This is a genomic window from Arthrobacter sp. 9MFCol3.1 (assembly GCF_000620385.1).
Classification (GTDB): Bacteria; Actinomycetota; Actinomycetes; order Actinomycetales; family Micrococcaceae; genus Arthrobacter.
The window spans coordinates 280737-303601 of the sequence record NZ_JIBJ01000004.1; the positions used below are offsets into that span (position 1 = coordinate 280737).

The following is a 22865-nucleotide window of genomic DNA, read 5'->3' on the forward strand; positions in this document are numbered from 1 at the left end:
CTAGGGCGGCATGGAGATGATCAACGAACGGCGGCGCACCGTCGCGTCCAACGGGGCCGAGCTTGCCGTGTTTGAGTATGGCAGGGAGCGGGGACCGAACGTGCCGACGCTGCTGCTGGTACACGGCTATCCGGACAACCATCAGGTCTACCTGCCGGCCATCCGTGATCTGGCCCGAAGCCACCACGTGGTCGCCTACGACACCCGGAACGCGGGCGCGTCCGCCGTCACCGGCCTCCCCGGGGACTTCACCCTGAAGACGCTCGTGGATGACATGTTCGCCGTGCTGGCCGCCGTCGGAGCCAGGGACGTCCATCTTGTGGGCCATGACTGGGGATCGATCCAGGGCTGGGCCGCAGTCCAGGACCCCAGGGCCGCGGGGCTGATCGGCCGGTACACGTCCATCTCCGGCCCGGACCTGCGGCACTTCGCCCGCTGGGTGCGCAGCCGGTATGCACGTCCACGGGCGTGGCCGCAGCTGGCCGGTCAATTGGCCCGCAGCTGGTACATCGCCGCGTTCCTTGTGCCGAAGCTGCCGGAGGCCGCCTGGCGCCTGTTCCTCACCAAACGCTACGCGCAGACAGCGAAGCGCGACGTCGGCGATGATCCCATCCGCGGCCTGGCCCTCTACCGCGCCAATTTTTTCTCGGCCGTGAACTGGCCGCCGGGCGGCCGCGTGACGCTGCCTGTCCAGGTGGTGGTGCCGTTGAAGGATTCCTTCCTGTCGCCGGACCTCGTGGAGGGATTGGAATCCTGGGTGGATGACCTCACGGTGATCCGGGTGGACAGCGGCCACTGGTGGCCGGCATCGCGGCCGGCGGAGTTCGCGGTACTGCTGCGGCAGCCGCAGCCGCAGCCGCAGCCGCAGCCGCAGCCGCAGCCGCAGCCCACGACGACGCCGTAGGCAGGCGTCGTCATGGCGCGGGCAGCCCGGCGGGTTCGGGAATACCGGAGCGGGACGTTCCCCAACGGGATGGACTACCTGACGTGGGGCCAGGGCCCGAAGACGCTCTTGTTCGTCCAGGGCGGACCGGGGAGCTTTGTGCCCCAGGGGGTGCTGCGCGGGGTGTTCCGGCGGGAGTTCGCCGCCTATCAGGAGGCCGGGTACGCCATCTGGATTGTCACCCGCCGGCGGAACATGCCGGAGTCGCACACCAGCGCCGACATGGCGGCCGACTATGCCCGGCTGATCGCCGAGGAGTTCGGCGGCCGGGTTGACCTGGTGGTGGCCGAGTCATTCGGCGGGATGATCGGGCAGTACCTGGCCGCCCGCCATCCGCGGTCCTTCGGGCACATCGCGATGGTGGTCACGGCGGCCGAACTGAGCGCGTGGGGCAAGGACGTGGACGAGCGGATGGCCGCCGCCGTCGCGGCCGGAGACCCGGGCCGCGCCGGCACGGTCCTGGCCGAGTACCTCTTACCCGGCCCGCGGACCCGGTGGCTGCGGGAACTGCTGGGACCTGTTGTCGGCAGGCGCGTGCTGGACCCCGCCGGTTGCCCCGCCGCGGACATCCTGACGGAGTCGCGTGCCGAGCTGGCGTTCGACGCACGGGCGGTGCTGCCGCTCATTCGCCCGCCCGTCCTGCTGCTCTGCGGCGGGCGGGACGCGTTCTTCCCGAGGACGGTTGCGGAGGAGACCGCGCGATTGATTCCAGACTGCACCCTGATTGTCTACGAGCGGTGGGGCCATCTCCGGGCGGGATCGAGCAGGCGGGTGCCGCGCGACGTCCTGGCCTTCGTCCGGAGCCGTTAATGGGAGCCGGCAACGGGGGCCCGTAATGGCAGGCCGGGCCGTGGAAAGCTGCCGGGCTGCTACCCGGCGTCGAGGCGCAGGCTCATGAAGACGCTGTTGGGGTCGGCTTCGTAGCCGGCGAACGGCGGGCAGCCCATGAAGCCGTGCCGTTCGTACAGCCGCCGCGCGGGGGCGAAAAACTCCTGGCTTCCCGTCTCCAGGAACAAGCGTTCGTAGCCGCTGTCCCGGGCCTCCGCCAGAAGGTGGCGCAGCAGCGCCGAGGCCACACCGCGCCCGCGGGCTGCATGCGCGGTCCGCATCGACTTGATCTCGGCGTCGCCGGAGGCCAGGTGTTTCAGCGCCGCGCAGCCCAGGAGCCGGGAGTCCTGCCGGGCCGTCCAGAAGCTGACGCCGGGGCCGGCCAGCGCGGCGGGATCAAGGGCGTGGACGCTTTCCGGCGGGGAGGTCGCGTACATGTCGGCGAGGTGCTCACCCAGCAGCTGCAGGACGTCCTGCCGCCCGGGCGTGTCGCGCCCAATCCGGATCGTGCCGCCGCCGGTGCCTGCCATCCCGGTCAGCGGGGCCGGCGGGCGGCGTGTTCGCGCGCCAGCACCGCGTAGGAGTCGTCCGGGGTGCCCGGGGTGAAGCTGCCGTATTTGCGTTCGACGGCGGTCCGGATCAGGAAATCCGCCAGGGCCGGGTTCTTGGGCAGCAGCGAGCCGTGCAGGTAGCTCGCCACGATGTTGCGGTAGCGGGCGCCCTCCTGGCCGTCGGTGCTGTTGTTGCCAGTGCCTTTGGCGGTGGTCCCGAGAGGTTCGACGCCCGGTCCCAGTGTGGTCTGGCCGCTGTGGTTCTCATAGCCCAGGATGCTGCCGAACTCGGGGGAGGAGACCGTGACGTTCCCGATCAGGCGCTCATCGGTGCCGTGGGTCTCCACGTCCAGGATGCCGATGCCCGGCAGGACGGACCCGAGCCGGGTCTTGAAGAACTTCCCGAACAGCTGGTACAGCCCGCAGATCACGAGCATCGGGGTGCCGTCGTCGGCCATCTGCTTCAGGGTGGACTCGCGCGAGAGGAGGTCGTCCTGGATGACGAGCTGTCCGCTGTCCTGTCCGCCGCCACCGACGATCAGGTCCACGTCTGCCGGGAACGGGTCACCAACGTTGTATTCGAGCAGTTCCGGCGTGTAGCCGTGCCAGCGCAGCCGCTGCGCGAGGACCAGGGCGTTGCCCCAGTCGCCGTAAATGTTCATGTCCCGCGGGTAGAGCTGCAGGACCCGGATGGTTCCCTTGCTGGGGGCCGCGGAATCTTCGGGCGGAAGTTCGTGCCCAAAGGACAGCTCGTGCGGGGTTTCGGGGGACCGGGGGGTCATGAGACCACCTCCACTGTGGTGATTTTGGACAGCTCGCGGCGGATGGCCAGCATGGCCGTGTAGGTGCAGAAAATCCTCTTCGGCTTGCCCTCGCCGCCGCGGATGAACGCTGCCAGTGCCGGCGCAATTTCCGTGTCGACGGCGCCGATCGCGACGTCGTCGTACTGCAGCCGCAGCGCCATGTCATACGCGCGGGAGCCCGTGAGCTGGTCCACGCCGCCGTCGCGGAGCGTGTCGAATTCGACGTCCCACAGCCAGGACATGTCCCGGCCGTCTGCGTAGTTGTCGTTGATCGCGATCATCGTGGCGTACCCCGCGGCCGGGAAGGATTTGAGGCCGAGCCGGAAACCGCTGGGGTTCTTGACCAGGACCAGTTCCAGCGGGAGGCCATCGACCACGAGGCTTTCGCCGCGGCCGAACGCCGGCGCCACCTTGGACAGCGCCGTGAGCAGGCCGGCCTGGTCGGTCCCGGTGCCGCGGGCGCCCGCGACACCGCGGGCCAGGGTCAGCGCGGCGGCGGCATTGAAGATGTTGTAGACGCCGCGCAGTTTCATCCCCGTGGTGACCGTCGCGCCGTCGTACTCGAAATCGGCGTCGTCGGCGCCCACGCGGCGCAACACGACGTCGGCGGCGGGCCGGGCGGGGGCGGCCGGCACCGGGCTGCCCGGGGCGGCGCGCATGTCGTCGTCGTTGGGGAAGGTGCTCAGCAGGGAATCGTCCAGCCCGAAGTAGAGCACCTCCGGCCCGTCCAGGGTCTGCGCGATCCGGGCGACCCGCGGGTCTTCCCGGTTCAGCACCACGGTCCCGGTGGTCTTGGACGCGATGTGCTGGAGCAGCTCGGCGGTCTTGTCGATCTCGCCGAAACGGTCCAGCTGGTCGCGGAGGACATTGAGCAGGAGGCTGTACCGCGGCGGGACCTTGTTGACGAAGTGCACGGCATGCGCCTCGTCCAGTTCCAGGACCGCGACGTCGGCATCGAGTCGGCCCCGCCAGTCCACCTCGCCCAGGAGCGCCGCGGCCACGCCGCGGGTGAAGTTGCTGCCGGTGCGGTTGGTGAAGACCTTCAGCCCCTGGCTCTCGAGCAGTTCCACCACCATCTTGGTGGTGGTGGTCTTCCCGTTCGTGCCACTGACGACGGCGACCCCCAGCGGCAGCGTGGACAACGTCCGCCGCATGAAATCGGGGTCGATTTTTTCGACCACCAGCCCGGGGAGGGCCGAGCCTCCGCCCCTGAGCCGGGAGACCCGGCGGACGAACTTGCCGAGCGGAACGCTGAAGTAAAGCATGCTCTGTAATATATCCCAGCAGCGGCATGGAACCCGGACGCCCGGGGCCGTTGCAGGCGCCTTCCATGCGCCTTCCATGCGCTGCGGCGCGGCGCAGCGCATTATGCTGTGGGGATGACCACCCCCTCTTTTTCCCCTGAATCCCGCGCGGGTTCGGGCCTCCGGATTGGTGTCCTGGCGCTCCAGGGCGATTTCCGGGAGCATCTGCATGCCGTGGAAGCCGCCGGTGCCGCGGGCGTCGGGATCCGGCGTCCCGCCGAACTCGAGGGCCTGGACGGGCTCATCATCCCCGGCGGCGAATCGACCACGATCGACAAGCTCGCCAGGATCTTCGGGCTCCGGGATCCGCTGCGCGAACGCATCCAGGCCGGCCTGCCCGTCTACGGCTCGTGCGCCGGGATGATCCTGCTGGCGGACGAGATCGCGGACCCGGCGAAGGACCTGGCCGGAAACCCGCAGCAGACGTTCGGCGGACTCGACATCACCGTGCGCCGCAACGCCTTCGGCCGGCAGCGTGAGTCCTTCGAGACGGACCTGGACTTCAGGGGGCTCGGGTTCAGCGCCGCCGGCGGGGCAGTGGCCCCGGTCCACGCCGTCTTCATCCGCGGGCCCTGGGTGGAGCGCGTCGGCGACGGCGTCGAAGTCCTCGCCCAGGTGGAACCGTCGAAAGCCGGCCACCCCGGATCCCTGGACGGGACGGCTAGAATTGTTGCAGTGCGTTCCGGCAAGCTGCTGGCCACCTCCTTCCACCCGGAAGTGACGGGGGAAAAGCGCGTGCATGAACTGTTTATTCGAATGATCAGAGGAGAAGCGTAAAGCATGTCAGGCCACTCCAAATGGGCGACGACCAAGCACAAGAAGGCCATCCTTGATAGCCGCCGGGCCAAGTCGTTCGCCAAGCTGATCAAGAACATCGAAGTCGCGGCGCGCATGGGCGGCCCTGACCTCTCCGGCAACCCCAGCCTGGAACTGGCCGTCACCAAGGCCAAGAAGACGTCGGTGCCCGCTGACAATATCGACCGCGCCATCAAGCGCGGCGCCGGGCTCACCGGCGAGGTCGTCGACTACACGGAAATCATGTACGAGTGCCGCGGCCCGCAGGGTTCCGCGCTGCTGATCGAGTGCCTCACGGACAACAAGAACCGTGCCGCCTCCGAGGTCCGGCTCGCCATCTCCCGCAACGGCGGCACGATCGCCGATCCCGGCTCCGTCAGCTACCTCTTCTCCCGCAAGGGCGTCGTTTCGCTGCCGAAGAACGGCCTCAGCGAGGACGACGTCCTGATGGCAGTCCTCGACGCCGGGGCAGAGGAAGTCAAGGACAACGGCGACAGCTTCGAGATCCACTCCGAGCCGACCGACCTGCAGGCCATCCGCGATGCCCTCAAGGAAGCCGGCATCGAGTACGACACCGACGAGGCCGAGTTTGTGCCGTCCATGCAGGTGCCGCTGGACCTCGACGCCGCCAAGAAGTTCATGAAGCTCGTGGACGCCCTGGAAGAGCTCGACGACGTCCAGAACGTCTACAGCAACGCCGACCTCAGCGACGAAGTGCAGGCCGCACTGGAAGCTGAGTGACGCGCTCACCTCGCCGAGACGTTGAGGCCCGGTCTTGACGGCCCAAGCGTGACGCTGCGCGTGTTGGGGGTTGACCCGGGCCTCACCCGTTGCGGGATCGGCGTCGTCGACGTCGAGCGGAACCGGCGGGCCACCATGGTGGCCTTCGGCGTCGTGGGAACTTCCCCCGAGGAGAGCCTGGACCAGCGGCTGCTGGTCATCGCCACATCCATCGATGAGTGGCTGGACAAGTACGAGCCGCACGTCCTCGCCGTGGAACGGGTCTTTTCCCAGCTCAACGTCAGCACGGTCATGGGGGTGGCGCAGGCCTCCGGCGTGGTGATTGCGGCCGCCGCGCGCCGTGGCATCCCGGTGGCGCTGCACACCCCGTCGGAGGTCAAGGCCGCCGTGACGGGAAGCGGGACCTCGAACAAGGACGCCGTCACCAAGCTGGTGACCAAGATCCTCCGGCTGGACGCGCCCCCGCGCCCGGCCGACGCCGCCGACGCCCTCGCGTTGGCCATCACCCATGCCTGGCGGGCCGGCAGCGGCGCCGCCGTCTCGACGACGGGGCCGGGCAGCCAGGCCCTCACTCCGGCGCAGCGGGCGTGGGCGGACGCGGAGGCAAAAGCGCGCCGTGCGCGCTGAATGTCCGGCCGTGGCGCCGCGGAGCTTGGTAGGGTATTCGTAGATATGTTCGGATAGCCGGCGTGCCGGGCCGTACTTTCTTCAATCCCCCAGTTACAGACGTCAGTTAGACCAGGAGCCCGGCCTTGATCAGTTTTCTTCGCGGAACCGTTGCGCATGTTGGCCTGTCCTCCGCCGTGATCGACCTCAACGGCGCCGGCATGAGCGTCAACGCCACACCGCAGACCCTCAGCGGCCTCCGGGTGGGTGAAGGGGGAAAGCTGTTCACGTCCCTGATCGTGCGGGAGGACTCGCTGACCCTGTTCGGCTTCGCGAGCGATGACGAGCGCGAGGTGTTTGACGTGCTGCTCAGCGTCAGCGGCGTCGGTCCCCGCCTCGCCCTGGCTGTGCTGGCCGTCCACGAGCCGGAAGCCATCCGGGTGGCCGCACACTCCGGCGACGGCAAGGCCTTCACGAAGGTCCCCGGCATCGGACCGAAGGTGGCCGGCCGGATCGTGCTCGAACTCGCCGGCAAGCTTGTGCCGCACGGCACTGCCGGCGCGCCCGTGGCGGCCGTGTCCGCGGAATCAGTCTGGAAGCCGCAGGTGGTGGCCGCGATGACTAGCCTGGGCTGGTCCGAAAAGGATGCCACGGCCAGCATCGACAAGTCCCTGGCTGATTCCCCGGACCTTGCCGCCAACGGCAATGTGGCGGAGATTCTCCGCGCGACGCTGCGCTGGCTGGGCCAGGACGGCGCCCGCGCCGGAAACCGGGTAGGCGCGCGTGGCTGAGCCGTCGATCGTCGCCGGGGGAGAGGAGCCGGAGGAGCGGGTCATCGAAGCCGCCCTGCGGCCCAAGAACCTGCACGACTTCGTGGGCCAGCACCGGGTCCGCAAGCAGCTCTCCCTCGTCCTGGAGGCCTCGCGCATGCGTGGCCGCAGCGCGGACCACGTGCTGCTCTCGGGCCCTCCCGGCCTGGGCAAGACCACCCTGTCCATGATCATCGCGGCCGAAATGAACGTCCCGCTGCGGATCAGCAGCGGCCCGGCCATCCAGCACGCGGGTGACCTCGCGGCCATCCTTTCCTCGCTCTCCGAGGGCGAGGTCCTGTTCCTGGATGAAATCCACCGCATGTCCCGGCCGGCCGAGGAAATGCTGTACATGGCGATGGAGGATTTCCGCGTCGATATCGTCGTCGGCAAGGGCGCCGGCGCCACGGCCATTCCGCTGGAGCTGCCGCCCTTCACCCTCGTCGGCGCCACCACGCGGGCGGGCCTCCTTCCCGGGCCGCTGCGGGACCGCTTCGGTTTCACCGGCCACCTTGAGTTTTACTCCGTCGAGGAGCTGGAACTGGTCCTGCGCCGTTCCGCCGGCCTGCTGGACCTGAAGGTCAATTCCGCCGGATTCAGCGAGATCGCCGGCCGGTCCCGGGGCACGCCGCGCATCGCCAACCGGCTCCTGCGCCGCGTCCGGGACTGGGCGCTCGTGCACGGCATTGAGCAAATCGATGCGCGGGCGGCGTCTGCGGCCCTGGACATGTATGAGGTGGACAAGCGCGGCCTGGACCGGCTGGACCGTGCCGTTCTCGAGGCCCTCATTACCAAGTTCGGCGGCGGGCCGGTCGGCCTGTCCACGCTCGCGATCGCCGTCGGCGAGGAAACGGAGACCGTGGAAACGGTCGCCGAGCCCTATCTGGTGCGGGAGGGACTGCTGGGCCGGACGCCGCGCGGCCGCATTGCCCTGGCGCCGGCATGGACGCACCTGGGCTTCGCCGTTCCGGCCGGCGCCTTCGGCCAGGACCCGCTCGAGCTGTTCCAGGCCGACGAGCTGGGCCAGAGCCCGATGGGCGGGCCCGGCGGGGACCTTGGCGAAGAAACCGATCCTCAATGGATCGGTAACAGCCGCTAGCACCGTTCTTTCAGCTTTTCCCTTTAGACTGGTATGACGCTCGGCACGTTCGGGTTTTGTTTCCGTGGGCGGAGAGCAGGTAGCCGCCGGCGGTCTGGGGGACGGTCTCGCTGCCAGTTTGCTGCGCAGACCCCTGCCCGCGCCGCCCGGAGCAAACGGACGTTGCTGAAAAACAGCTATGCAAGTACAGAACGGAACAATCCCTGTGTTCGGACTTATTTCTGCCCAGACCCAGCCGCAGGCCGGCGGCGGCATCGACATCATGACGATTCTCCTGTTCGTCATGCTCGGACTTTTCGTCTTCATGATGTTCCGCCGCAACAAGAAGACCCAGCAGCAGCAGGCACAGCTTCAGTCCAAGTTCGAGCCCGGTGTTGAGGTCATGACGAGCTTCGGGCTGTTCGGCCGGATCGTGAACATCGATGAGGCCGAGAACAAGGTCACGCTGGAGCTCTCCCCGGGGAACACCGCCACCGTGCACCGCCAGGCCGTCACCAAAATTGTGGAGCCGGTTGTTGCTGCCGAGGAGCCGACCGTCGTTCCCGACGACGCGTCCTCGCTGACCACCGAGAAGCTGGGTGCTGAGGGCACGGACGCCAGCGCCCCGGTCCACGACGCGCCGCGCACCGAAACGCCCGAGGAAACCCTGCGCCGCCTCAACGACGAAGGCAAAAAAGACAGCTAGTCTGCCTTCCTGAGCTATCCCGCGAAGCAACGGTTGCGGGCATCCGCCGGCGGGGGCCCAGAGCCCGCGCCGGCGGATCCGCCGTAAATAATAGAAAGATCGACAATGGCACGAACTGGCCCCAAATACTCAGCCATCAGGATGCTGGTCTGGCTTGGCGTAATCATCGCCGCCATGACGGCTGTCCTGGCGGGCGGCACGATGGCCGGCCAGGCGGGCTGGGCTCCAAAGCTCGCACTGGACCTTGAAGGTGGCACCCAGATGATCCTGGCGCCCAAGGTTGAGGGCGGTTCGGGTATCACCGAAGACCAGCTCAACCAGGCCGTGGCGATCATTCGCCAGCGCGTGGACGGCTCAGGTGTCGCGGAAGCGGAAATCAGCACGCAGTCCGGCCGCAACGTCGTCGTCAGCCTCCCGGGAACCCCTGCCAAGGAAACCCGTGCGCTGATCCAGGCTTCCGCCGACATGAACTTCCGCCCGGTCATCCAGACCGGTCCCGGCGCAGCGGTCCCCGCCGCGTCCAGGACCCCGGACGCCCAGCTGCCGAAGCCGACTGCCGCACCCGCCAACAGCAGCGACGAGAACTGGGTTACCCCCGAGGTCTACAAGCAGTTCGAGGCGCTCGACTGCGACAATCCCTCCCAGGACAAGCAGCAGCGCTCGGACCCGACCAAGCCGCTGGTGACCTGCGAGCCGGCGTCGGCCAATTCGCCGGCCATCAAGTACATCCTCGGTCCGGTGGAGGTGAAGGGCTCGAACATCAAGTCCTCCTCGTTCCAGCTGCAGCGCGGCGCCCAGGGTGCCGTGACCAATGAATGGGCCGTCAACATCCAGTTCGATGACGCGGGCACCACCAAGTTCAAGGAAATCACCGAGCGCCTGTACCAGTTCTACGCCGCCGGCGGCGGCCAGACCGGCTCGGATCCGAAGTCCCAGTTCGCTATCGTCCTGGACGACCAGGTCATCTCCGCCCCGCGCTCCCTCGCCGTCATCACCGACGGCCGGCCGCAGATCACCGGCGGGTTCACCGAGGAGTCGGCCAAGGCCCTCTCCGACCAGCTCCGTTTCGGTGCCCTGCCGATCAGCTTCGAAATCCAGAGCGAACAGCAGATCTCGGCGACCCTGGGCGGGGAGCAGCTCCGCATGGGTATGCTTGCCGGCCTGATCGGCCTGCTGCTCGTGGTGATCTACTCGCTGTTCCAGTACCGGGCACTTGGCTTCGTGACCGTGGCCTCCCTCGTGATCGCCGGCGTGCTGACGTTCCTGGCCATCGCCATCCTGGGCTGGACCGAAAACTACCGGCTTTCGCTCGCCGGCGTCGCCGGCCTGATCGTGGCCATCGGCCAGACGGCCGACTCGTTCATCGTCTACTTCGAGCGCATCCGCGATGAGCTCCGCGAAGGACGCGGCCTGGTCTCGGCCGTCGAAAATGGCTGGAAACGGGCCAAGCGCACCATCCTCGCGTCCAAGGCCGTGAACCTCCTCGCCGCCGTCGTGCTGTTCTTCGTGGCAGTGGGCAACGTCCGCGGCTTCGCGTTCACCCTCGGCCTCACCGCGATCGCCGACCTCATCGTCGTCTTCATGTTCACCCACCCCACCCTGCAGCTGCTGGCCCGCACCAAGTTCTTCGGCGAGGGCCACCGGTTCTCGGGCCTGGACCCGAAGCGCCTCGGCGCCGTCCCGCTGTACCGCGGTGCCGGCCGGATGCGTACCCCGGAGGACAAGCCCGTGGCAGTAGTACGGGCGAAGAACACCGGTGCCGCCGCCGAGGCAGAGCGCCGGATGACCATTGCAGAACGCCGTCTCGCCGAAAAGCAGGATCAGGCACAACAGGCACAGCTCGCCGGTACCTCCAAGAGCGCGTCCAAGGAGGGCAAGTAAATGGTCAACTTCTCAACATTCGGCAATGAGCTGTACACGGGCAAGCGCTCGTACGACTTCGTCGGCTACAGGAAGATCTGGTTCCTGATCGCCGGAATCGCCGTCGCGCTCTCGATCCTGATCCCGGTCGCCAAGGGTGGATTCAACCTCGGCATCGAGTTCCGCGGCGGCTCCGAGTTCACGGTCTCCAACGTCAAGACCACCGAGGCCTCCCTCGGCGAGAAGGCCGTCACGGACGTCGTGGCGGGGTCCGTGCCGCGCGTGGCGAACGTCGCCGGCACGACCATGCGGATCCAGACGGACAAGCTCTCCGACGACGAGACGCTGCAGATCAAGGAAGGCCTCACCAAGGCCTACGGCGTGACGGATAACGAAGTCACGTCAACCTTCGTCGGCCCCACCTGGGGTGCGGACGTTACGAAGCAGGCACTGATGGGCCTGGCAATCTTTGTGGGCCTGGCCGCCGTGCTGATGGCGCTCTACTTCCGGACCTGGAAGATGTCGCTCTCGGCACTTGTCGGCATGGCCGTCACAATGTTCATGACCGCCGGTGTTTACGGCCTCAGCGACTTCGAAGTGACGCCGTCCGCCATCATCGGCTTCCTCACGGTGCTCAGCTACTCGCTGTACGACACCGTGGTGGTGTTCGACAAGATCCGGGAGAACACCTCGGACATGCAGGCCTCCACCCGGCGGACCTTCGCCGAAGAGGTCAACCTCGCCATCAACCAGACCCTGGTCCGGTCCATCAACACCATGGTGGTGGCCATCCTGCCGGTCGGCGCGATCCTCTTCATCGGGGCCGGGCTGCTCGGTGCCGGAACCCTGCGGGACCTGTCCCTGGCGCTGTTCGTGGGCATCCTGGTCGGCACCGCCGCCACGATCTTCATCGCGGCTCCGCTGTACGCCGCGCTGCGGCAGGGCGAACCCGACCTGGTCAAGCAGGCCAAGCGGGTTGAGCAGAGGCGCGCCGAAGCGGCAGCCAAGACCGCGGCGCCGGCATCGCCCGCCACGGCCTGAACCGTCCCAAGCGGCCACAAACGGGCCGGAGACCGTCCCTTTCGACGGCCTCCGGCCCGTCGCCGTATCCCCGCCGGTTATCGAAGTATCCTGCTGCGGGAATACACTTGAATAATTAACCGGTCGCGAGAGGTGCTCCATTGGAAGAACGTTCGACGCCGGTGCCGGAGGCACCAGCGGACAAGGGCCAAGGCCAGGGGTCACAGACTGGCCTGGTGGCTCCCGGACGCCCCGATGTTCCCGTGCCGGTTGACAATTCCGGTGCCCGGCCCACTTTCCCCGGCCGTCGCGAACGCACGAGGTCCCGCCTTGCCCGGCTGACGGGCCGCGGCGCTCCGGCGTACTCGCCGATCCTGGAGCCGTTGTTGCGCACGGTGCGCGCCAACAACCCCAAAGAGGATTTCGACCTCATCCAGCGCGCCTTCGTGGTGGCCGAGCGCTGCCACCGGGGCCAGAAGCGCAAGAGCGGTGACCCATACATCACCCACCCGGTCGCGGTGGCCACCATCCTCGCCGAACTCGGCCTCAGTGGCACCACGCTGGCCGCGGCCCTGCTGCACGACACTGTCGAGGACACGTCCTACACGCTCGCCGACCTCAAGACCGAGTTCGGCCCGGAAGTGGCCATGCTGGTGGACGGCGTCACGAAGCTGGACAAGGTCAGCTTCGGTGAGGCTGCCCAGTCCGAGACTGTGCGCAAGATGGTCGTCGCCATGGCCAAGGACATCCGCGTCCTGATGATCAAACTCGCCGACCGGCTCCACAACGCCCGCACCTGGCGTTTTGTCTCGGCCGAGTCCTCGGCCCGCAAGGCGCGCGAAACGCTGGAGATCTTCGCGCCGCTGGCCCACCGGCTCGGCATGAACACCATCAAGTGGGAGCTGGAGGATCTGTCCTTCGCTGCCCTCTACCCGAAGGTGTACGAGGAAATCGTGCGCATGGTGGGGGACCGGACCCCGGAGCGCGAAAAGAACCTCGCGGTCATCCGCAACCAGATCACCGAGGACCTCCGGACCGCGAAGATCAAGGCCACGATCACCGGACGGCCAAAGCACTACTACTCGATCTACCAGAAGATGATCGTCCGCGACAAAGACTTCGACGACATCAACGACCTCATGGGCGTGCGCGTCCTGGTCGATTCAGTCCGGGACTGTTACGCGGCCCTGGGCGCGATGCACTCGCGCTGGAACCCCCTGCCCGGGCGGTTCAAGGACTACATCGCGATGCCCAAGTTCAACATGTACCAGTCGCTGCACACCACGGTGATCGGTCCCGGCGGCAAGCCGGTGGAAATCCAGATCCGCACCCACGAGATGCACCGCCGGGCCGAGTACGGCGTCGCCGCGCACTGGAAGTACAAGGACCAGCCGAACCGGACGGCCGCCGGCCCCGGCAGCCCGCGCGACGGCGACATGGGCTGGCTGCGGTCCCTCGTGGACTGGCAGCAGGAGACGTCGGACCCCGGCGAATTCCTCGACTCCCTGCGCTTTGAGATCAACGCCCGGGAAGTGTTCGTCTTCACCCCCAAGGGCGAGGTCATGGCCCTCCCCGCCGGGTCCACGCCCGTCGACTTCGCGTACGCGGTGCACACCGAGGTAGGCCACCGGACCATCGGCGCGCGCGTCAACGGCAAGCTCGTTCCGCTCAACAGCGAACTGAACCACGGCGACTGGGTCGAGATCTTCACGTCCAAGGCCGAAGGCGCCGGCCCCAGCCAGGACTGGCAGCACTTCGTCAAGAGTGCCCGGGCCCGGAACAAGATCAGGCAATGGTTCAGCAAGGAACGCCGCGAGGAAGCGATCGACCGCGGCAAGGACCTGCTGACCAAGGCAATGCGGAAGCAAAACCTCCCGCTGCAGCGGCTCATGACCCACGACGCCCTCGCGGCGATCGCGGAGGACTTCAAGTACGCCGACATCTCCGGGCTCTACGCCGGTGTGGGCGACGGCCACACCTCCGCGCAGTCCGTGATGGAACGCCTGGTGGAGAGCCTCGGCGGGAACGAGCACCCGGACGATGCCCTCACCGAGGTCTCCATCCCGACCCAGGTCAGCAAGGCCCGCTTCTCCGATTCCGGTGTTGTTGTCCGCGGCGTGGACGACGTCTGGGTGAAACTGGCCCGGTGCTGCACGCCGGTCCCGCCGGATCCGATCCTCGGCTTCGTCACGCGCGGCTCCGGGGTCTCTGTGCACCGGACCGACTGCACGAACGTGAGCGGCCTGATGGACCAGCCGGACAGGATCGTGGAGGTGGACTGGGCCCCCACACAGTCCAGCGTGTTCCTGGTGGAGATCCAGGTCGAGGCGCTGGACCGCAAATCGCTGCTCTCCGACGTCACGCGGGTGCTCTCGGAAAACCACGTCAACATCCTGGCGGCGAGCGTCCACACGTCCACGGACCGGGTGGCCATCTCCAAGTTTGCCTTCGAGATGGGCGACCCCAAGTACCTCAGCCACGTGCTCAGCGCGGTCCGCAGGATCGACGGCGTCTTCGACGTGTACCGCACCACCGGAAACCGCCGCCGCAGCTGACCCGGCAGTTCACGGCTCGGCCCGACCCTGGAGAGAGCGGGGTCAATCCGGTGCCGCCGGCTCTGCCACGAGGGCGGCGAGCTTCGCGAGGGCCGCCCGTTTGTGCGGGACGCGCGGACTCGCGTCAACGGCAAGCCTGAGCAGCCGCAGGCGCACGCCCAGTTCGGGACGAGCCAGCAGCGCCCTCAGGGCCGGCAGGGCCCGTTCCTCATCCACGTGCATCGCCACGTCCACGGCCGTGCGCAACGGACTGGACACCATCAGGCCTCCCATGCTCACGACGTCGAACGGCCCCAGCCGAACTTCGTGGAAGGTGCAGCCGCGCACGGACCGCAGGCTGGAAATCCGCCGGTTGGCGTCAACCAGCAGCGCCAGACGGTCCGGCTCCGTGGCACACCCATAGATCCACGCCGCGGTCATCCGGCCCGCCACAACCCGCTGCCGGATCGCCGGCGCCACCGCCAGGGACGCGGCACGCGCGCGAAGCTGCGGACTGGCATCGGCCCCGGGTGGCAGGTAGCCGCGCTGATACAGCTGCGTCAGCACGCCGTCGGCTGCCATGGCCTGCAGCTCGGGCCAGGAGAACAGCGCGCCGGGGGAGTAGAGTTCGCAGTTTCCCGGACCCGGCCCCCTCGGCCCCGGGGCGTGCCGGCCCGGAACCGGTGGGGCGGCGGGAGCGCGGGGCATGGGTACCATTCCGCCATCGTTCCCGGTTCCCAGGACATAGAACAGGCCCCGTACCGGTCATGTGGATAACCGGAACGGGGCCTGGACTGACCTGCTGGTGTACTTCGTACTGGGCTGCAGCGTGCCTAGGAGAGCTCGCTCGCTGAGCGCTCGAGCTGCTCCAGCCAGGCCTGGCGTGCCTCGAGGGCTTCCCGGGCGGCCTTGATCTTGCGTTCGTCGCCGGCCTTCTCCGCCTTGGCCAGGTCTTCCTTGAGACCGGCAATGGCGGCTTCGAGCTGGGTGAGGGCGCTGTTGGTGCGTGCCTTCGTCTCCGGGTTGGAGCGCTTCCAGTTTTCGTCCTCGGCCTGGCGGACAGCGTCCTCCACCTTCCGCAGGCCGGCCTCGACGCGACCCATGTCGGCGCGCGGCACTTTGCCGGCTTCTTCCCAGCGGTCCCGGATGGACTGCAGTGCCTTCTTGGCTGCCGCGAGATCCTTGATCGGCAGGAGCTCGTTGGCCTCCACCAGGAGCGCTTCCTTTACCACCAGGTTCGCACCGTATTCCTGGTCGATCTCGTCGTTGGCTGCCTGCCGGTTGGTGAAGAAGACGTCCTGGGCGGCGCGGAAGCGTGCCCACAGCGCGTCGTCGTCCTTGCGGCTGGCGCGGGGGGAGGCCTTCCACTCATCCATCAGGCGGCGGTACTCGCCGGCGGCAAAACCCCAGTCGGTCGAGGAGGACAGGGCCTCGGCTTCGGTGATCAGCTTCTCTTTTACGGCCTTGGCCGCCGAATTGTTGCTGTCCAGCTGGGAGAAGTAGGCGCGGCGGTGCCGGTCAAACACCGTGCGGGCGGCGCGGAACCGCTTCCACAGCGCGTCCTCGTTGCTGCGGCCGAGCCGGACGCCGCTCTTCTGTGCGGTCTTCCAGCTCTCGAAGAGTTCGTTCATCCGCGCACTGGAGGTCTTCCACTGGATCTGCGCGGGATCGTGGCCGGCGATTTCCTCGGCCTCGGCCACGATGGCCTCGCGGGCGGCAAGCTCAGCGGCCCGGACGGCGTCGTGTTCGGCTTTCTCGGCCTTTTCCAGCTCGCCGATCTGCGTCACCAGCGCGTCCAGCCGGGCCTCGGCGGAGCGGAAGTCGCCCACCATGTTCCGTTCGGCGAGCTGCTCGCGCAAGTGCGTGACGGTCTTCTGCATGTCCGCGGTGGGCGCCTTGGAGCTCACCCGCTGTTCAAGCAGGACGATCTGGGCCACGACGTCGTCGAACTTCCGGGCGAAGTAGCCCAAGGCCTCGTCGGCGCTGACCCCCGGGTACTGGCCTACGGGGTATTCCGTGCCGTCAACGGTCAGGAAGACGTGGCCGTCGCCTTCAACTCGGCCCCAGCGGGCCGCTTCGGCCAGTGAGGCTGCGGAGGACACGGCCACCGGCGCGGGAGCCGGTGCGGCCGCCGACGGCTTGGCCTTCGGCCGGGCGGCAAACGCTGCCGGGCTCGGCGCGGGACGCGCGGCCGTGGGGCCCGGCGTCGGAGCCGATGCGGGAGTCGCTTCGGCTCCGTCAACAGCCGCCGCCGTCTCCGCCGTCTCCGCCGTCTCCGCCGTCTCCGTCGTCTCCGCCGCCTCGGCTGGTTCCGCCGACACAGTGGGTTCGGATGCCTCGGCGGGCTCCTCGCCTGCGGCGGCCGGGGCCGCGGGTTCCGCGGTCTCGCCGGCGGCGTCTACGGCAGCGCCGGCACTCTCGGCTGGGGTTGCCTCGGCTTCGGTTTCGTTGGCAGCTGCTGTTGCCAATGTTTCGTCGGATTTCTGACTGTCTGTCACCGCTAGAAGTCTTTCGCTTGGAGGGAAATACCGGGACCACGGCCTTTAGGGCCGCGGCTGGTTACTTCAGTGAGAACGAGTCTATCGTGACTGGTTCCACAGGTGCGCCGTCGGTGGCGTTGTCGCCAGGCTTCAGTCCGGCGGCGGCAATACCGCCCACCACGTCGAGCCCCGAGGTCACCTTGCCCACCACCGTATAGCCGCCGGCGGCATCCGCTGGAATGACTGTGTCCTTGTACACAATGAAGAACTGGGTTCCGTTGCCGTTCGCGTTCCCGCCAGTCCGGGCCACGGCGATCGTTCCGGCGGGGTACTTGTTGTCCGGCGGGGTGTTTTCCAGCGGGCCCCAGGTGTAGCTCGGGTCGCTGCTGCCGTCGCCGGCCTTGGACCCGCACTGGAGTACGCCGAAGTTCTCGGCCGTGGTCAGCCGGTGGCAGCTGACGCCGTCGTAGAACTTCTGGTCGGCAAGGGATTTGAAGACCGCCGCGGCCTGGGGGGCCTTCGTGCCGTCGAACTCGACGCCGAGCGTGCCGCGGTTGAGCTTGAGCTCGCCCGTGAACGTCTTGCCCGCGGCGGTCTCCGGCTTGGGGATGTTCGCGCCATTCGTCGGGGCCGCGGTGGGTGTAGCGGATGCCGACGGGCTGTTCAGTCCCTCCTGCACGGCCGCGAACTCCTCTTCGGTCGGATTGGAGGCGAAAACGGTCAGCTGCAGCACCAAGGCCAGGCCAATTGCCGCCGTGCCGGCGCTGATGGCGACGACGTTGTCGCGCTTGCGGCGCTTGTCCTGGTCCCGGCGCAGGCCGCGCCTGGCCTCCATCTGCTGGACGCGCCGCTTCGCCTCGCGTGCGCTGCGTGAACTGGCCGCCAAAGGTCCTCCTGGTTGTATGGCCGCCACCATAACGGGCCGTAGGCGCCGTCGCGGTAGCAGCAGCAAGCTGCAGGCAGCCCCGCCGGGCCGGCTCCGTTGGAAGAAGCGGGCGCCGAACGCATAAACTGACTGCCGCACACAGTTTATGCACGACTGGCCGGTCTGCCGCTTATCTTCGTCACGTTTCGACAGTGAGAATGCCGCCTGACGCCCGCGCCCGAACATACTGCAGTAGCAACGAGATACCGCAGTGGTAACCAGAGGAGAAAATTTCACCATGGCACGCACAGCCTCCCTGTCAGGATTCCCCGAGTGGCTCCCCGAGGAGCGGCTGGTGGAACTCCATGTGCTGGACACGCTGCGCCGGACTTTCGAGCTCCATGGTTTCTCCTCGATCGAGACCCGCGCCGTGGAGACCGTGGGCCAGTTGCTGCGCAAGGGGGAAATCGATAAAGAGGTCTACGGACTGAGCCGGCTCCAGGACGAGGACGCGGACACCGCTGCCAAGGTTGACCCGCACGCCCTTGCCCTGCACTTCGACCTCACCGTGCCGTTCGCCCGGTACGTCGTGGAAAACGCCGGCTACCTGGCGTTCCCGTTCCGCCGTTACCAGATCCAGAAGGTCTGGCGCGGTGAACGTCCCCAGGAGGGACGGGCCCGCGAGTTCACCCAGGCGGACATCGATGTTGTCGGCGACGGCGAACTGCCGTTCCGGTACGACGTCGAAATCGCCCTCGTGATTGCCGAGGCGCTCAACGCGCTGCCCATCCCCGACTTCCTGCTGCGGATCAACAACCGCAAACTGGCCGAGGGCTTCTACACCGGGATCGGCCTCACGGACACCGCGGGCGTCCTGCGCAGCATCGACAAACTCGAGAAGGTCGGGCCGGCGAAGGTGGCCGAGTTGCTCAAGGAGGAACTCGGCGCCACCGACGATCAGGCGCAGGCTGCCCTGAAGCTCGCGGGCATCCGCACCACGGACACGTCCTTCGTGGAGCAGGTCCGGGCGCTGGGCGTCACCAACGAGCTGTTGGAGGAAGGCCTGAACGAGCTGGAGCAGGTCATTGCGGCCGCCGTCCAGCACGCGCCGGGACGGGTCGTAGCCGATCTCAGCATCGCCCGCGGCCTCGACTACTACACGGGCACCGTGGTGGAAACCGTCCTGATGGGGCACGAACAGCTGGGTTCGATCTGCTCCGGCGGCCGCTACGACGCCCTGGCGAGCAAGGGCAACCGGAAGTTCCCCGGCGTCGGCCTCTCGATCGGCGTGACCCGCCTGGTATCGCGGATCCTGAGCCAGGACCTGGCCAAAGCCACGCGCTCCGTGCCGACCGCCGTGCTGGTGACCCTGAACAACGACGACAGCTGGGCCGCCGCGCAGGATGTCGCGGCGCAGCTGCGCAGCCGTGGCATCGCCACGGAGGTCGCCGCTAAAGCCGAGAAGTTCGGCAAGCAGATCAAATTCGCCGACCGTCGCGGCATTCCGTTTGTCTGGTTCACCGACGACGACGGCAAACACCAGGTCAAGGACATCCGCACGGGCGAGCAGTACGACGCCGACCCGGACTCGTGGACGCCCTCCGAGGAGGACCTGCACGTGCGCGTCATCGCCGCGCGCTAGGCCTTCCGGGCAGGCCCGCTGTTGGCCCGCGTCCTGCGCACCCGCACGACGAGGAACCGCCCGGCCACCCCTGCCGCCAGCACCGCCGCCATGAACAGCACGGAGGCCGGCGGCAGGGTGACGGCCAGGATCAGGCAGCCGAGGAAGCCCAGCACATTGAGCCAGCGCGGCGCATGCCAGGGGCGGCCGGACAGCGTGAAAGCCGCGGCGTTGGTCACGGCGTAATAGACCAGCACGCCGAAACTGGAAAATCCGACCACGGTCATCACATCGGTGCTCAGCAGCAGGATGACGACGGCGGCCGCGACGGCCAGTTCCGCCGTGAACGGGACGCTGCGGGCGCGGCCCACCCTGGCCAGCGGGGCGGGCAGGTCCCGTTCCCGCGCCATCGCCAAAGTGGTCCTGCCGACCCCGGTGATCAGGGCCAGCAGCGCGCCCAGACAGGCGGCCGTCGCGCCGGCCTGGACGAACGGGACGCCGCCGCTGAGGCGGGAGGCCTCCACCGCGTCCAGCAGCGGCGCCGTCGAACCCGCCAGCTGCTGCGGCGGCAAGTGCCACTGCAGCAGCGCGGCCAGGCCAAGGTAGATCACGAAGGCCCCGGCCAGTGCGGCCAGGATGGCCCGCGGAATGGTACGGGCGGGATCCTTGACCTCCTCACCCAGGGTCGCGATCCGCGCATAGCCCGCAAAGGCAAAGAACATCAGCCCCGCCGCGGGAAGGACGCCCCAGCCGCCGGAGGGCGGCGCGGGGTAGGCCGGCGCCGCCGACACCGCGGGGGCGCCCGCCGGGTGCGGGCCGAGCAGGGAGGCCACGGCGACGAAGACGAGCGTGGCCAACACCACGGCCAGCAGGATCCTGGTCAGCAACGCGGTCCGCGTGATGCCAAGCAGATTAACTCCCGTGAGGGCGACGACGCCGGCGACCGCCAGCGGCGTGGCATAGGCCGGCGCCACGTAGTGCCCGAACGTCAGCGCCATCGCCGCGCAGGACGCCGTCTTGCCCGTGATGAAACCCCAGCCCGCAATGAAGCCGGGCCACTGGCCGAGCTGCCGTCGCCCGTACACGTAGGTGCCGCCGCTGGCGGGGTACCTTGCCGCCAGCTGCGCCGACGCGACGGCATTGCAGTAGGCGATGACGCCGGCCACGGCCACGGCGAGTGTCAGCAGCGGCCCGGCCAGGGCGGCGGCGGGGGAGAACACGACGAACACACCGGCGCCCAGCATCGACCCCAGGCCGATTGCCGTGGAATCGAACACGCCGAGCCGGCGCTGCAGCCGCTGGTGTGGCCGCTGCGGGCCGGGCCGGCCGCCGGGCTGATCACGGGGCTGGTCACGGGGCTGGTCACCGGGCTGGGTTCCGTTGTGCCGGGTTGCCATGGCGGAAGGGGCCTTTCCAACGGGTAAACTCGAACGGGATCGTTCCCGTAGCGATCCTATTAGAACGTCATTGTTTTAATATCGCTTTTGATTTTCCCTCTGTCTTCTTCAGAAAGGCGTGCTGTGCTGCGCACACATGACCTCGGATCACTTCGCTCCGAGCACATTGGACAAACCGTAACCCTCGCCGGCTGGGTCGGCCGGCGTCGTGACCACGGTGGTGTCGCATTCGTTGACCTGCGCGACGCGTCCGGCGTCGCCCAGGTTGTGGTCCGCGAAGAAGAGGTCTTCCACGGACTGCGCAACGAGTATGTGCTGCAGATCGTCGGCACCGTCTCCCAGCGTCCCGAAGGCAACGAGAACCCGGCGCTTCCCACCGGCGAGATCGAGGTCATGGCCGAGAAGGTCACCATCCTCAACACCTCGGATCCGCTGCCGTTCCAGATCGACGAGCACGTAGAGGTGGGCGAGGAAGCACGCCTGAAGCACCGCTACCTGGACCTGCGCCGCCCCGGCCCCGCCCGCAACCTGCGCCTGCGCTCGGAAGCCAACCGCGTGGCCCGCGAACTGCTCCACCAGGACGGCTATGTGGAGATCGAAACCCCCACGCTGACCCGTTCGACGCCGGAAGGCGCCCGCGACTTCGTGGTCCCCGCACGCCTGGCGCCGGGTTCCTGGTACGCGCTGCCGCAGTCCCCGCAGCTGTTCAAGCAGCTCCTTCAGGTGGGCGGCTTCGAAAAGTATTACCAGATCGCCCGCTGCTACCGCGATGAAGACTTCCGCGCGGACCGCCAGCCGGAATTCACGCAGCTGGACATCGAGGCCAGCTTCGTGGAACAGGACGACATCATCCGCCTGGGCGAGAACATCGTCCAGGCCCTGTGGAAGCTGATCGACGTCGAGATCCCGACGCCGATCCAGCGCATCACCTACCACGACGCCATGGCCCGCTACGGCTCGGACAAGCCGGACCTGCGCTTCGGCCAGGAGCTCACCGAGCTGACCGAATTCTTCAAGGACACCAACTTCGGTGTCTTCAAGGCGCCCTACGTCGGCGCCGTCGTCATGCCCGGCGGCGCCTCCCAGGCCCGCCGCGCCCTCGACGCCTGGCAGGAATGGGCCAAGCAGCGCGGCGCCAAGGGCCTGGCGTACGTGCTCTACAAGGAGGACGGCGAACTCGCCGGTCCCGTCGCCAAGAACCTCACCGAGACCGAGCGTGCTGGCCTCGCCGACGCCGTCGGCGCCAAGCCCGGTGACTGCATCTTCTTCGCAGCCGGCGAGAAGACCCCGTCCCGTGCGCTCCTCGGCGCGGCCCGCGTCGAGATCGGCCACCGCACCGGGCTCATCAACCCCGCTGACTGGGCCTTCTGCTGGGTCGTGGACGCGCCGATGTTCGAGCCCGCCGCCGCCGCGGTCGCCTCCGGCGACGTCGCCGTCGGCGCCGGCAAGTGGACCGCCGTGCACCACGCGTTCACCTCGCCCAAGCCCGAGTTCATGGACTCCTTCGACACGGATCCCGAGTCGGCGCTGTCCTACGCCTACGACATCGTCTGCAACGGCAACGAAATTGGCGGCGGCTCGATCCGTATCCACGAACGCGACGTCCAGGAACGGGTCTTCGAGCTCATGGGCCTGGACAAGGAAGACGCGCAGACCAAGTTCGGCTTCCTGCTGGAGGGCTTCAAGTTCGGTGCCCCTCCGCACGGCGGCATCGCGTTCGGCTGGGACCGCGTGGTTGCCCTGCTGGCCGGCGTGGAGTCCATCCGCGACGTCATCGCGTTCCCGAAGTCCGGTGGCGGCTTCGACCCGCTGACCCAGGCTCCCGCTCCGATCACGGCGCAGCAGCGCAAGGAAGCCGGCGTCGACTTCAAGCCCGAGGCCAAGTAGGCCGCGGACGGCACAACCAGGCTGGAAACACCAGCCG

Annotated in this window: 20 protein-coding genes; 13 read left to right on the forward strand and 7 right to left on the reverse strand. The window is 68.0% G+C overall.

The window, feature by feature from the left end; genetic code table 11:
* Positions 1–10 precede the first annotated feature (10 nt).
* Complete coding sequence (locus tag C560_RS21220) at positions 11–904, forward strand: alpha/beta fold hydrolase (protein WP_269320013.1); 894 nt, start codon at positions 11–13, stop codon at positions 902–904.
* Between the two features lie 12 nt (positions 905–916).
* Positions 917–1753: an alpha/beta fold hydrolase gene (locus C560_RS0104100; protein ID WP_081801616.1), complete on the forward strand. Its 837-nt coding sequence runs from the start codon at positions 917–919 to the stop codon at positions 1751–1753.
* Positions 1754–1812: 59 nt separating this feature from the next.
* Here the strand turns inward: C560_RS0104100 and C560_RS0104105 are convergent, their stop codons facing one another.
* The 3 genes from C560_RS0104105 to C560_RS0104115 are packed head-to-tail and all read right to left on the reverse strand — an operon-like array spanning position 1813 to position 4390.
* The gene (locus C560_RS0104105) at positions 1813–2301 is read right to left on the reverse strand and encodes a GNAT family N-acetyltransferase (protein ID WP_026537232.1); all 489 of its coding nucleotides are present in this window, start codon (positions 2299–2301) and stop codon (positions 1813–1815) included.
* A gap of 5 nt (positions 2302–2306) precedes the next feature.
* Positions 2307–3104 carry a type 1 glutamine amidotransferase gene (locus C560_RS0104110; RefSeq protein ID WP_018773182.1) on the reverse strand — a complete coding sequence of 266 codons (798 nt, stop codon included), beginning with the start codon at positions 3102–3104 and terminating at the stop codon, positions 2307–2309.
* Positions 3101–4390, reverse strand: a complete 1290-nt coding sequence (locus C560_RS0104115) for a Mur ligase family protein (protein WP_026537233.1) — start codon at positions 4388–4390, stop codon at positions 3101–3103. The genes C560_RS0104110 and C560_RS0104115 overlap by 4 nt, the downstream gene beginning before the upstream one ends.
* A 114-nt stretch (positions 4391–4504) precedes the next feature.
* Here C560_RS0104115 and pdxT point away from each other — a divergent pair, with 114 nt between their 5' ends.
* From pdxT to C560_RS0104160, 9 genes are all read left to right on the forward strand, one after another.
* Positions 4505–5206, forward strand: coding sequence for a pyridoxal 5'-phosphate synthase glutaminase subunit PdxT (pdxT, locus tag C560_RS0104120; protein ID WP_026537234.1), 702 nt, complete (start codon positions 4505–4507; stop codon positions 5204–5206).
* 3 nt (positions 5207–5209) lie between these two features.
* Positions 5210–5965: a YebC/PmpR family DNA-binding transcriptional regulator gene (locus tag C560_RS0104125; RefSeq protein ID WP_018773179.1), complete on the forward strand. Its 756-nt coding sequence runs from the start codon at positions 5210–5212 to the stop codon at positions 5963–5965.
* Positions 5966–6013: 48 nt separating this feature from the next.
* Positions 6014–6592, forward strand: a complete 579-nt coding sequence (ruvC, locus tag C560_RS0104130; RefSeq protein ID WP_026537235.1) for a crossover junction endodeoxyribonuclease RuvC — start codon at positions 6014–6016, stop codon at positions 6590–6592.
* Positions 6593–6717: 125 nt separating this feature from the next.
* Positions 6718–7362, forward strand: a complete 645-nt coding sequence (ruvA, locus tag C560_RS0104135) for a Holliday junction branch migration protein RuvA (RefSeq protein WP_026537236.1) — start codon at positions 6718–6720, stop codon at positions 7360–7362.
* Positions 7355–8479, forward strand: a complete 1125-nt coding sequence (gene ruvB, locus C560_RS0104140; RefSeq protein WP_026537237.1) for a Holliday junction branch migration DNA helicase RuvB — start codon at positions 7355–7357, stop codon at positions 8477–8479. The genes ruvA and ruvB overlap by 8 nt, the downstream gene beginning before the upstream one ends.
* A gap of 262 nt (positions 8480–8741) precedes the next feature.
* Positions 8742–9164 carry a preprotein translocase subunit YajC gene (yajC, locus tag C560_RS0104145; RefSeq protein WP_026266388.1) on the forward strand — a complete coding sequence of 141 codons (423 nt, stop codon included), beginning with the start codon at positions 8742–8744 and terminating at the stop codon, positions 9162–9164.
* Between the two features lie 105 nt (positions 9165–9269).
* The gene (secD, locus tag C560_RS0104150; protein ID WP_026537238.1) at positions 9270–11045 is read left to right on the forward strand and encodes a protein translocase subunit SecD; all 1776 of its coding nucleotides are present in this window, start codon (positions 9270–9272) and stop codon (positions 11043–11045) included.
* Positions 11046–12065: a protein translocase subunit SecF gene (gene secF / locus C560_RS0104155; protein ID WP_026537239.1), complete on the forward strand. Its 1020-nt coding sequence runs from the start codon at positions 11046–11048 to the stop codon at positions 12063–12065. It abuts the gene before it with no gap.
* A gap of 215 nt (positions 12066–12280) precedes the next feature.
* Positions 12281–14599, forward strand: coding sequence for a RelA/SpoT family protein (locus C560_RS0104160; protein ID WP_026266386.1), 2319 nt, complete (start codon positions 12281–12283; stop codon positions 14597–14599).
* 42 nt (positions 14600–14641) lie between these two features.
* Here C560_RS0104160 and C560_RS0104165 read toward each other — a convergent pair whose 3' ends face one another.
* The 3 genes from C560_RS0104165 to C560_RS0104175 all read right to left on the reverse strand — a co-directional run bounded on the left by C560_RS0104165 (position 14642) and on the right by C560_RS0104175 (position 17944).
* Positions 14642–15295 carry a type IV toxin-antitoxin system AbiEi family antitoxin gene (locus tag C560_RS0104165; protein WP_231494259.1) on the reverse strand — a complete coding sequence of 218 codons (654 nt, stop codon included), beginning with the start codon at positions 15293–15295 and terminating at the stop codon, positions 14642–14644.
* A 116-nt stretch (positions 15296–15411) separates the two neighbouring features.
* Positions 15412–17076: a DUF349 domain-containing protein gene (locus C560_RS0104170; RefSeq protein ID WP_026537241.1), complete on the reverse strand. Its 1665-nt coding sequence runs from the start codon at positions 17074–17076 to the stop codon at positions 15412–15414.
* 61 nt (positions 17077–17137) lie between these two features.
* Positions 17138–17944, reverse strand: coding sequence for a peptidylprolyl isomerase (locus C560_RS0104175; RefSeq protein WP_026537242.1), 807 nt, complete (start codon positions 17942–17944; stop codon positions 17138–17140).
* A gap of 277 nt (positions 17945–18221) precedes the next feature.
* Between C560_RS0104175 and hisS the strand changes: the two genes are divergently transcribed.
* A complete protein-coding gene (hisS, locus tag C560_RS0104180) occupies positions 18222–19565 on the forward strand; it encodes a histidine--tRNA ligase (protein ID WP_026537243.1) in 1344 nt (447 codons plus the stop codon).
* On the opposite strand, the gene C560_RS0104185 is transcribed toward hisS, so the two are convergent.
* Positions 19562–20941: an APC family permease gene (locus C560_RS0104185; RefSeq protein WP_026537244.1), complete on the reverse strand. Its 1380-nt coding sequence runs from the start codon at positions 20939–20941 to the stop codon at positions 19562–19564. The genes hisS and C560_RS0104185 overlap by 4 nt on opposite strands.
* A gap of 123 nt (positions 20942–21064) precedes the next feature.
* Here C560_RS0104185 and aspS point away from each other — a divergent pair, with 123 nt between their 5' ends.
* Complete coding sequence (gene aspS, locus C560_RS0104190) at positions 21065–22828, forward strand: aspartate--tRNA ligase (protein WP_026537245.1); 1764 nt, start codon at positions 21065–21067, stop codon at positions 22826–22828.
* Positions 22829–22865 lie beyond the last annotated feature (37 nt).

What these genes read in the sequence shown, in the direction of transcription:
- C560_RS21220 (WP_269320013.1), top strand. Translation starts at nt 11, where the DNA reads ATGGAGATGATCAACGAACGGCGGCGCACCGTCGCGTCCAACGGGGCC.
- C560_RS0104100 (WP_081801616.1), top strand. Translation starts at nt 917, where the DNA reads ATGGCGCGGGCAGCCCGGCGGGTTCGGGAATACCGGAGCGGGACGTTC.
- C560_RS0104105 (WP_026537232.1), bottom strand. Translation starts at nt 2,301, where the DNA reads ATGGCAGGCACCGGCGGCGGCACGATCCGGATTGGGCGCGACACGCCC.
- C560_RS0104110 (WP_018773182.1), bottom strand. Translation starts at nt 3,104, where the DNA reads ATGACCCCCCGGTCCCCCGAAACCCCGCACGAGCTGTCCTTTGGGCAC.
- C560_RS0104115 (WP_026537233.1), bottom strand. Translation starts at nt 4,390, where the DNA reads ATGCTTTACTTCAGCGTTCCGCTCGGCAAGTTCGTCCGCCGGGTCTCC.
- pdxT (WP_026537234.1), top strand. Translation starts at nt 4,505, where the DNA reads ATGACCACCCCCTCTTTTTCCCCTGAATCCCGCGCGGGTTCGGGCCTC.
- C560_RS0104125 (WP_018773179.1), top strand. Translation starts at nt 5,210, where the DNA reads ATGTCAGGCCACTCCAAATGGGCGACGACCAAGCACAAGAAGGCCATC.
- yajC (WP_026266388.1), top strand. Translation starts at nt 8,742, where the DNA reads ATGACGATTCTCCTGTTCGTCATGCTCGGACTTTTCGTCTTCATGATG.
- secD (WP_026537238.1), top strand. Translation starts at nt 9,270, where the DNA reads ATGGCACGAACTGGCCCCAAATACTCAGCCATCAGGATGCTGGTCTGG.
- secF (WP_026537239.1), top strand. Translation starts at nt 11,046, where the DNA reads ATGGTCAACTTCTCAACATTCGGCAATGAGCTGTACACGGGCAAGCGC.
- C560_RS0104165 (WP_231494259.1), bottom strand. Translation starts at nt 15,295, where the DNA reads ATGGTACCCATGCCCCGCGCTCCCGCCGCCCCACCGGTTCCGGGCCGG.
- hisS (WP_026537243.1), top strand. Translation starts at nt 18,222, where the DNA reads ATGGCACGCACAGCCTCCCTGTCAGGATTCCCCGAGTGGCTCCCCGAG.
- C560_RS0104185 (WP_026537244.1), bottom strand. Translation starts at nt 20,941, where the DNA reads ATGGCAACCCGGCACAACGGAACCCAGCCCGGTGACCAGCCCCGTGAC.